The sequence below is a fragment of the Ruminococcus champanellensis 18P13 = JCM 17042 genome (genome assembly GCF_000210095.1).
Lineage (GTDB): Bacteria > Bacillota > Clostridia > Oscillospirales > Ruminococcaceae > Ruminococcus_F > Ruminococcus_F champanellensis.
Genome location: NC_021039.1, coordinates 345757 through 355648 on the forward strand (window position 1 = coordinate 345757; position 9892 = coordinate 355648).

Below are 9892 nucleotides of genomic sequence, written 5' to 3' on the forward strand. Positions count from 1 at the left end.
CATGAAATAGAGCCATACACATCTCCCCAAGACATCGGTAGAACGCTACTGCGTGTGCCAAGCACGCAGATTATAAAGGAACGCAGAAAAGGAACAGGTCACGAAAGGTAGATGGGTCATGCGTGACCCATACGGTTCATGAAATAGAGCCATACACATCTCCCCAAGATGACAGCAAACCCATACTGCGTGGGTGGAGCACGCAGAGCATAAAAAGCAACACAAAAGAAAGCGGTCACCAAAACCAAAAATGCAGTCAAAAACACAAAAAACAGGCCGCTGTCGGAACGGCATCCTTGCCCGACAGTGCCTGCTTTTTGCTTTGGCGGTGTGCGCTACGCTTCCACCTCGACCAGCTTTTGATCGTTCCGGAACAGCAGTGTGATGCACCAGACCGCACTGATTGCGACCAGGATATAGATCGCTCTGCTGACCAGAGAGGCTGCGCCTCCGAAAAGCCATGCAACGAGGTCGAATTCAAAGATACCGACTAACCCCCAGTTCACACCGCCGATGATCAGCAGGATCAAAGCGAGCTTGTCCCACATACGTTTGAACACCTCATTTCTCATGAACATAGTTCCTATGCTCATGGCACTAGTATCACCGGCTTTTCCGGGTTTATGCCGCATTCTTTCTTGTAAAATCGATCCAAAAGAAAACAGCCCGCCGAAGCGGACTGCTTTGCATCAGTCTTACTGTGCGTTCCCCAGGAATGCGGCGCCGATGATGCCGGCGTCGTTCCCCAGCTTTGCAATGACGATCTGGGCGTTCTGCTTGGAGTTCCGGGTGTAGACCTCCTTTGCCACCAGATCCTTCACCGGCAGCAGCAGGGCGTCCCCTTCGTTGCAGACGCCGCCGCCGATGCAGAGGATATCCGGCTGGAAGGTGTTGATGGTGTTGGTGATGCCTGCCGCCAGATACTTGATGTAGTCGTCCACCACTGCCTTTGCAGCAGCGTCCCCCATGCGCATTGCGTCAAAGGCGATCCGTGCGGATACCTTGCCGCTCCGCTCTGCCACCAGCTTGTGCATGCTGCTGTCCGGATTTTTCGCCATGGACTCCTTGGTCATCCGGATCAGACCGGTTGCAGAGGAGAATACCTCAAAGCAGCCCTTTCTGCCGCAGGTACACTGGGGACCGTCCACGGAAATCACCGTGTGCCCGATTTCTGCACCGGCAAAATTGGAGCCTGCGTAGATCTTCCCGTCAATGATGATACCGCCCCCTACGCCCGTGCCCAGGGTGATGCATACGGCGTTGTTTGCGCCCTTGGCAGCCCCGGCAACAAATTCGCCGTATGCGGCAGCGTTTGCGTCATTCTCCACGAATACGGGCTTGTCAATGTCCTCCTGGATGTACTTGACCATGGGAGTGTTTACAAAGCCCAGGTTGTTGGAGTACTCAATGATCCCGTCCCGGCTGTTGGCAATGCCGGGGGTGCCGATGCCGATCCACTCGATCTGCTCCATGGTCAGCTTTGCATTTTCCACTGCCTGGATTGCCATTTTTGCCATATCCCTTGCGATCTCCCGATCCGGCCGGGGGCAGTTGGTCTTGGTGCTTGCCTTTGCCAGAATGTTGTACTGTTCGTCCACGACACCTGCTACAATGTTGGTGCCGCCCAGATCGATGCCTACATAATACTTCATATATTTTGACTCCTTTGTGGTATATTCAGACCGTTGTCAGGATGGCCTGACCGGTTCCGTCCAAAGTATATGTCCCCAGTCCTGCGGGCAGGAACACGCTTGCTCCCTTCTCCAGGGTCAGGGTATCCTCCCCGGCGGTGAGCACTGCATGCCCCTCCGTCAGCAGGATGTGGTGGAAGGATGCCTGATCCGCATCCAGCTTTGCCGCCCCATGCAGATCCAGCCGCCGGGCGGTGAAATACTCGCACCCTGCCAGCAGGGTCTCGGTGTATCCTGCATGCTCCCGGGGTGGGGATGCAGGATAGGGCTTTGCAGGCGCCAGGCGTGTCACCTCCGCCGCCTTGTCAATGTGCAGGGCACGAGGCTTTCCGTCCGCCCCCACTCTCCCGTAGTCGTATACCCGGTAGGTGGTGTTGGAATTTTGCTGGATCTCCGCAATCAGGATTCCGGCGCCGATGGCGTGAAGGGTACCGGCGGCAATGAAGAACACATCCCCCTTGTGTACCGGCACCTGATGCACCGCCTCCAGCAGGGTATTGTCTGCGATTCTCCGGCGGAATTCCTCCTTGGTGATCTCCTGCGCAAAGCCGTAGATCAGCTTTGCGCCCGGCTCGCAGTCCACAATGTACCACATTTCCGTCTTGCCGTATTCCCCCTCCACCCGGAGGGCGTATTCGTTGTCCGGATGCACCTGTACGGACAGATTGTCCTTGGCGTCGATGAGCTTGATGAGCACCGGGAAGTACCGGAACGCCGCTCCCCTTGTGCCCAGAACGGCTTTTCCGGCATGCTCCAGGTATTCGGTCAGCAGCATCCCGGCGTATTTGCCGTTTGCGATCCGGGATACCCCGTCCTTATGACAGGACAGCTCCCAGCTTTCTGCGATTTTTTCCTTGTCACTTGTTTTACCGAACTCCTCCCGGAGCCGGGTGCCTCCCCAAAGGTAATCCTTACAGGGGGCGATTAGCTGCATTGGGTACATAGCGTTCTCCCTTATTCTGTAGTTGTATGCTTTTCCGTCAGTCCGAATTCCTCCAGGAATTCCGCATAGCTGCCCCGGTATACATTCAGGTCAATGTTTTTCTGCTCCCAGTGATTCCCGGCATAGCCCGGCAACTGGGCGTCGCACCGATACTGCCAGAACACCCAGTCCGGCCCCACCAGGGGCGGCGCATACACGCTCCGGTACCAGATGGGGCAGTCCGGCATATCCCCCTTCAGATATTCCCGGTAGCAGGTATAGGTGGTGTAGATCACCGGGGTCTTGCCGTATTGCTCCTTCAGCGCCCGGATCAGGGCGTCCAGCTCCCGGCGCACCCCATCCCGTTCCGGGGGATCCGACGCCTTGTCCCCGTAGTACTCCAGATCGATCACCGGGGGCAGGGCGTTGTCCGTTTCCGGCACGGTGCGGATGAAATTTTCCGCCTGGGACTGTCCCGGACTGTCAAAGCTGAAAAAGTGGTACGCTCCCACATACAAAGCGGTTTGGTGTGCGTCCTGCCAGTTCTGGGCGAAGTATTCGTCCACCAGGCTGCTGCCCTCCGTGGCTTTGATATAGGCGAATTGGATGGACTGGGCGGACAGCACCTGCCAGTCGATTGCCCCCTGGTAGTGGGACACATCCACCCCCCGTACCGGGTATTTTTCCGGGGACGGATGATTCAGCCGGATCCGTCCGGTATACACCAGCCAGCCCCCCACCCCGGTGCCTGCCAGCAGCACCAGCAGGATCAGTCCGATCAGCAAAATCCGCTTTTTGCGGGATATGCGCCCCATTACTCTGCAATATCCCCCATCACGATGCCTCTGCCGTTGGTGGCGAAGTATACCTTGCCGTAGACGCTGCCGTCCCCGCAGATATAGGGGGTGATGTTTCCGAACTGGTGCTTGTCATCGTTGATCCGCTGCCAGGTCTTGCCCTGATCGGCGGAGCGGAAGATGCCGTTTACGTTGTCGCTGCTCCCCATGGCATACAGCACCGAGTAATCCCCTGCATTTTTCGGCGCACCGAAGCCCATGGCTCTGGCATTGAAGTTTTTCAGATTTTCAAAGGTCTTGCCCCCGTCCTGGGAGAACATGATGATGCTGCCGCTGAGCGCCCATACATGCCCCTCCCTGCCGTCCACAGTATACAGGGTGGTGGTGTCGGACACCAGTGCCCCGGTGGGCGCAAAGTTGAAGCCCCCGTCCTCGGATGCAAACACCTGACCGCCGCATGCCGCATAGATTTTGGAGGGATTTACCTTGTCCGCCGCCATTTTCGGCTGGAAGCCCAGTCCGTTTGCCACATACCAGGTTTTGCCGTTGTCGTTGGATACATAGGTCTCCGCCTTGGTGCTGTTGGGCGCCCAGAGCATGGTACTGCCGTTGGCGGACAGGGCAACCGTGCCGCTGGCGCCGCCGGTGCCCAGTGCGGTGCATGCGTTCCAGGTCTTGCCCCCGTCCAGCGTGATCCGCACCGGCATTTTCCCGTTGTCACTGGTGTATGCTGCCACATTCGGGTTCAGCCATGCACAGTCCACGTCCTGGGGAACCCCTTCCTTCATAAAGTGTGCGTCATCCGGCCGCACGTTCACATCCATATGGGAAAAGCCCGTCAGATCCCCCATAATGGAATACAGCTGGGGGGTACTGCCGTCTGCATGGGGGGGCGAAACCATTTTGAATACTGCGTTCTCCTCCAGACCATAGGCGTTGAACTTGATGGTCACATCTCCGCCGTTGTCCAGAGCGGTCATGTTCACCGTGGTGTACACCGTTGCGCCGGTGCCGTAGGTCACTTCATCGGAATTGAAGGGGTTGATCTCAATGTCCGATACCCACCAGCCGGTCTGGGGCTGTTCTCTGCCCCAGTTGAGCCACTGGGCGTCCGTTACGTCCATTTGATAATGGCTGCCGCTTTCGTCATACAGTGCCTTCCAGGTCTTGCCCCCGTCCGTGGTGCGGTACAGGTTCTCGCCCTTGCCGTCCCAGAAGCACAGGGAGGAAACCACCACCGTGTCCGGATCCTTGGCGTCGATGGATACGCCCCCGTATCCGCCGTAGTGATTGTCCCCTACCTGGGGGGTAATGTCCTCATACTTCTTGTCCGCCAGGCTCCAGCGGTACACCTTGCCGTTCTTGCAGGAGGTATTGGGGCCGCAGGTGTCGCTGTAGCTCAGATACAGATAGCCGTTGGAGGAGATCCCCGCCTGGGTGGGATACATGCCCTTCTCGTTGGCAGGCAGCGCCTCCCAGCTTTCTCCCTGGTCGGAGGAGGTGTAGATGCACTGACCGTCCTTCATGGCGGCGCATACATAGATATCACCGGAAACCGGGTCAAACTCCACCCAGAGGATCCCCATGCTGATGCCCTCCTGGCTGTAGTTGCCCTTGACCGGGAAGGAGCTGACCTGTTCCCAGTTTGCCCCGTAGTCCTTGGAACGCCACAGCCCGTCGCTGCGTGTGCCCAGGTATACGGTGCTGTTGTGCTTGGGATCCACCATCATCCGTTCCCCGGCGCCTCTGCCGGAGTTGTTCGCCCCGAAGGTGACGCCGATGTCCACCTGTTTCCAGTTGTTCCCGTAGTCATCGGAGCAGAGAATGGCGCCCGGCTGTCCCATATAGGTGCCGCAGGACATATACACCCGGTTGGGCTCCACCGGATCTGTCGCCAGGGATTCCACCCCGTTCAGGTTCCAGCTGTCCGAGTTCACGCCTCCCAGGTGATCCGTGATGCACACCCACTGGTTGTCCCCGGATTTCCACCGGTATGCGCCCCCCATATCCGTCCGGGCATACATAAGCCCCTCCTCCGTGGGGTTGTAGGTGATGCCGGTCACATAACCGCCGCCGCCGATGGCAACGTTGCCCCAGCGGTAGCTGAGGGATGCATCCCCCTGCTTTCCGTCACAGGCGGAAAGCCCTGCCAGCATCCCCAGGGTAAGGCTCAGTGCTGCCGCACGCTTTTTCTGCTTCATGCTCGTTCCTCCATTTTATTCAGATAGATCTGTCGGCTCTGGAAATCCCCCCACAGGTTGGGCATGCGCAGCCCTGCCTGCATGAGATAAGCGCCGCTGTAGGTTTTTCCGTTTTCGCTGCACCGGTACCAGCTTTCCGGGTTCAGTCCCTTGAGCCGGATCCGCCGGGAGCGCACATTGGGTCGGGACAGGGTCTGCACATAGGTGAACAGCGCCTCTCCCTTGTCTTTGGCCACAAAGATCCAGGCGTCATAGCCTGCCGTGCCGAAGGGATCCCCGATCCGGTACTGATCCCCGTTCCGCATGATGTGGCTGTACCGCTTGTAATCGGCGATCTGACCGGGAATCTGACCCCGATCCTCCGGGGAGATCTTCGTAATGTCCAGCTCATAGCCGAAGGTGCCTGCCATCGCCACATGCCCCCGGGTCTGGAAGGGGGTGGTTCTGCCCACCGTATGGTTGGGGCAGTCGCTGACGTGAGCGCCCATGGCGGAAACCGGGTAGCACAGGGAGGTGCCGTACTGAATCTTCAGCCGCTCCATAGCGTCCGTATCGTCCGATGCCCAGATCTGGGGACTGTAGTACAGCATGCCCGGATCGAACCGGGCACCGCCGCCGGAGCAGTTTTCCAGCAGCAGATCCGGAAATTCCGTTACCAGCCGCTCCATCATCTCATAGACCCCCAGCACATACCGGTGCCACAGCTCCCGCTGCCGGTCTGCCGGAAGCATCCGGGAGCCCACCTCCGTCAGCTGCCGGTTCATATCCCACTTGACATAGGAAATGTCCGCACTGGTGAGAATGTCCCGGAGCATGCCGTACACATACTCCCGCACATCCTGCCGGGAATAATCCAGTACATACTGCTCCCGGCACAGGGTCAGCTCCCTGCCGGGCACCTGGATCGCCCAGTCCGGGTGGGCACGGTACAGGTCGCTGTCCGGGGAGACCATTTCCGGCTCGAACCAGATGCCGAATTTCAGCCCCATTGCCCGTACCTTGTCCACCAGGGATTTCAGCCCGCCGGGCAGCTTCTTTTCGTACACATACCAGTCCCCCAGACTGGAATTGTCCTTGTCCCGGTGTCCGAACCAGCCGTCGTCCATTACCAGCATTTCGATGCCCAGCTTTGCCGCCTCCCGGGCGATGGACAGAAGCTTTTCCTCGTTGAAGTCGAAGTAGGTGGCTTCCCAGTTGTTGATGAGCACCGGCCGGGGCAGAGCCCGGTACTTGCTGCGGATCAGATGCTGCCGGTACAGATCGTGGAAGGTGCGGGACATACCCCCCAGCCCCTCCTCCGACCAGACCAGCACTGCCTCCGGTGCGGCAAATGCCTCCCCGGGGGGCAGCAGCCAGGTGAAATCCGTAGGGTTGATGCCGATCTGGGCACGGGTGGTGTGGTGCTGATCCACCTCCGCCTGTGCCATGAAATTGCCGGAGTAGATCAGATTCAGCCCGTAGCATACCCCCCGGTCTTCGTCCGCACCCTGCTCCGCCAGGGCGAAAAAGGGGTTGTGCTGGTGGGAGCTTTCCCCCCGCATGCTGTCGATCCGCTGCTTGCCCATGTGGAGCCGGCACCGTTCCACATGCCGCTCCCGTGCCCAGGAGCCGTTCAGCGTCAGCATATCATACCCGTCTCCGTCCAGGGTCAGGGTGGCGCTCAGCAGCCGCTTCAGCCGGCAGTCCGCCCTTCCGGTGTTCCGGACAATGGCGCTGCGCACGATCGTATGCATCTGTTCAAACACGGAATACCGCAGCTCCAGCTCCAGGTCTGCATGCTCGTCCCGGCACAGGATGCACAGGGTCATTGCCTGCTGCTCCGTGCCGAAGGTGGCAGGCAGTCCCGGCAGTCCCGGCTTGCCGGGGATGATGCGGTGGGACACATACCGGAAGTCACAGGTGCTCATGCCTGCCCCGTCCAGGATCTCCACTGCATGCTCCCGGTAATCCCCCAGTCCGAAGCAGGGGCACTCAAAGGGCAGGGTGTCCATATAACACGCCTTGTCCCGGTTATTCACAGAGGGGGTGAAGGGGGGTTCATCCAGCCGCAGCAGCTCCGTCAGATCAGCATCCGGAAGATTTTTCCCGAAATATATGTGAGCAAGGTACGCCCCGTCCGTGATCCCCATGGCGTACAGCATATCCCCGGCGGTGAGCCGGAACAGCTTCAGGGTTTCGTCATAGGTGATGTGCATGGCTATGCCTCCTTTGCCCGGGTGCAGACCATGCCCCCGTAGCCTGCCAGGGTGATGGTACCGGCGTATATCTCCCCGGTTTCCAGATCCTCCAGGGGGAAGGGCAGCATCAGTTCCCTGGAATCCTTGTTGAAATTCTGTAAGAAGTAATAGGTTTCCGTATCACTCTGCCGGATGCCCACGGTGACCCCGTAGGGCAGCTCCGTATCCAGTGCCGGGGACAAGCCTGCCTCCGGGGCGATGCGCCCCAGCAGATCGTAGTAGAACTGGGATTCCCCAAAGGTACCCACATAATATACCCGCCCCTTGCCGAACCGGTTCACCGTTACCGCCGGCATGCCCTGGTAGTAGTCGCTTTCGTAGACCCCAAGGGTTTCCGCCGTGGTGGGATGCACCACCTCGCACAGGCGGCTTGCCTCATACCGGTTCTGCATGCCGGGGGCGTCCTGCATCACAATGCCGTTGTGCTGATGATCCCACAGGCCGTCGATCTCCTCCGCCCACAGACCCAGCACCTCCGTCAGACCACAGGCAGGGGTCTGCCCCAGGTAGCAAAGATCCGTTTCGTCCACCAATCCGGTGAGATAGCTGGTCAGCAGGGTGCCACCCTGCTCCGCAAACCGCCGGAGCCGCTGGGCAATGTCCCCCCGGAGCATATACAGCATGGGTGCCGCCACAAAGCGGTAGCCATCCAGGGGTGCGTCCATATTTACCAGATCCACCGGGATGCCCCGGCGCCAGAAGCCCTCATAGATCCGCAGGATCAGGTCAAGGTACCCTTCCCCGATGTTTCTGGGCCCCTTGGATTCTCCGATCGCCCAGCCGTTCTGCACGTCATAGATGATCGCCGCTTTGGCAGGCACATGGCTGCCCCGGATCTCCTTCAGCTTTTTCAGCATAGCGCCCACGCCTGCCACCTCCCGGAAGATCCGTACCTCCGGAGAGGAGTTGTGGCTGACCACGGCGCTGTGGAATTTTTCGCAGGAGCCTCTGCTCTGCCGCCACTGGAAGTACTGGATGCTGTCCGAGCCGTGTGCCAGGTTCTGGATGGCAGTGAGCCGGTGAAAGCCGGGCCGCTTGTGCCGGGATGCCCCGATCCAGTTGGTGGTGCTGGGGGAATTCTCCATCAGCAGCCAGGGCTTGTGCTTCATGGCACGCATTGCGTCGCAGTATGCCCCGTTCCAGACCGCATTGCCCCCTTCGTTCCCGTCTCCGTTGTGCCAGCCCGGGTAGCTGTCCCAACTGATGATGTCCAGCTCCGGCAGGAACTGCCAGTAGTCAATGCCGTCATAGAAGCCCATCATGTTCATGGTCACCGGGATCTCCGGATTCTCCGCCCGCAGCGGCGCTGTCTCCACCCGGAAGAAGTCCACGGTCTGGGCGGTGCAGAATCTCCGCCAGTCCAGCACCAGTCCGTGTACGTTGGTCTCTCCCTGGGGTGCCGGGGACTCGATCTCCTCCCAGTCCGTGTAGGTATGGCTCCAGAACGCCGTCCAGTATGCCCTGTTCAGCTTTTCCAGACTGCCGTATTTCTCCTTGAGCCAGTTGCGGAATGCCGCCTGGCACAGGGGACAGTGGCACTCTCCCTGGATCTCGTTGGAAACATGCCACAGGATCACCCCGGGATGGTGGGCGTACCGTCTGGCAAGCCGGGTGTTCATCCGGGTCACCATCTCCCGGTATACCGGGGAGGTGTAGCAGTGGTTGTGCCGCCCCCCCTGGAGATTCCTGCGGCGATCCGCCTCCACCCGGAGGATCTCCGGGTACTTCTTCGCCATCCAGCCGGGCTTTGCGCCGCTGGGCGTGGCAAGCACCGTGTAGATGCCGTTTTCGTACAGATGCTCAATGACCTGATCCAGCCACTGGAAGGTGTATACCCCCTCCGCCGGCTCCAGCGCCGTCCAGGAGAAGATGCCCACGGACACGCAGTTGATGCCTGCCTGCTGCATCAGCCGGATGTCCTCCTCCAGCACCTCCGGTGTATCCAGCCACTGCTCCGGGTTATAGTCCGCCCCGTGGAGCAGGCAGTTTAGCTTGATGTTCGCTTCTTTTCTCATAACACGATCCTCATTCGCTTTTGCTTTTA

General features: G+C 59.4%; 7 protein-coding genes. All 7 read right to left on the reverse strand.

Annotated elements, in window-relative coordinates:
• Positions 1–335: 335 nt before the first annotated feature.
• The 7 genes from RUM_RS01535 to RUM_RS01565 all read right to left on the reverse strand — a co-directional run bounded on the left by RUM_RS01535 (position 336) and on the right by RUM_RS01565 (position 9863).
• The gene (locus RUM_RS01535; protein ID WP_041326481.1) at positions 336–548 is read right to left on the reverse strand and encodes a DUF378 domain-containing protein; all 213 of its coding nucleotides are present in this window, start codon (positions 546–548) and stop codon (positions 336–338) included.
• Between the two features lie 147 nt (positions 549–695).
• Positions 696–1652: an ROK family protein gene (locus RUM_RS01540; RefSeq protein WP_015557465.1), complete on the reverse strand. Its 957-nt coding sequence runs from the start codon at positions 1650–1652 to the stop codon at positions 696–698.
• A 25-nt stretch (positions 1653–1677) separates the two neighbouring features.
• Positions 1678–2634 carry a type I phosphomannose isomerase catalytic subunit gene (locus RUM_RS01545; RefSeq protein WP_041326207.1) on the reverse strand — a complete coding sequence of 319 codons (957 nt, stop codon included), beginning with the start codon at positions 2632–2634 and terminating at the stop codon, positions 1678–1680.
• Between the two features lie 11 nt (positions 2635–2645).
• Positions 2646–3428: a GH25 family lysozyme gene (locus RUM_RS01550; RefSeq protein WP_015557467.1), complete on the reverse strand. Its 783-nt coding sequence runs from the start codon at positions 3426–3428 to the stop codon at positions 2646–2648.
• Positions 3428–5611 carry a hypothetical protein gene (locus tag RUM_RS01555; RefSeq protein WP_015557468.1) on the reverse strand — a complete coding sequence of 728 codons (2184 nt, stop codon included), beginning with the start codon at positions 5609–5611 and terminating at the stop codon, positions 3428–3430. Before RUM_RS01555 ends, RUM_RS01550 begins: the two co-directional genes overlap by 1 nt.
• Positions 5608–7806, reverse strand: coding sequence for an alpha-galactosidase (locus RUM_RS01560; protein WP_015557469.1), 2199 nt, complete (start codon positions 7804–7806; stop codon positions 5608–5610). The genes RUM_RS01555 and RUM_RS01560 overlap by 4 nt, the downstream gene beginning before the upstream one ends.
• A gap of 2 nt (positions 7807–7808) precedes the next feature.
• Positions 7809–9863, reverse strand: coding sequence for a beta-galactosidase (locus RUM_RS01565; protein WP_015557470.1), 2055 nt, complete (start codon positions 9861–9863; stop codon positions 7809–7811).
• Positions 9864–9892: the final 29 nt, after the last annotated feature.

Bases quoted from the DNA above. Each gene is read 5' to 3' on its own strand.
- RUM_RS01535 (WP_041326481.1), bottom strand. From the start codon at position 548: ATGTGGGACAAGCTCGCTTTGATCCTGCTGATCATCGGCGGTGTGAAC.
- RUM_RS01540 (WP_015557465.1), bottom strand. From the start codon at position 1,652: ATGAAGTATTATGTAGGCATCGATCTGGGCGGCACCAACATTGTAGCA.
- RUM_RS01545 (WP_041326207.1), bottom strand. From the start codon at position 2,634: ATGTACCCAATGCAGCTAATCGCCCCCTGTAAGGATTACCTTTGGGGA.
- RUM_RS01550 (WP_015557467.1), bottom strand. From the start codon at position 3,428: ATGGGGCGCATATCCCGCAAAAAGCGGATTTTGCTGATCGGACTGATC.
- RUM_RS01555 (WP_015557468.1), bottom strand. From the start codon at position 5,611: ATGAAGCAGAAAAAGCGTGCGGCAGCACTGAGCCTTACCCTGGGGATG.
- RUM_RS01560 (WP_015557469.1), bottom strand. From the start codon at position 7,806: ATGCACATCACCTATGACGAAACCCTGAAGCTGTTCCGGCTCACCGCC.
- RUM_RS01565 (WP_015557470.1), bottom strand. From the start codon at position 9,863: ATGAGAAAAGAAGCGAACATCAAGCTAAACTGCCTGCTCCACGGGGCG.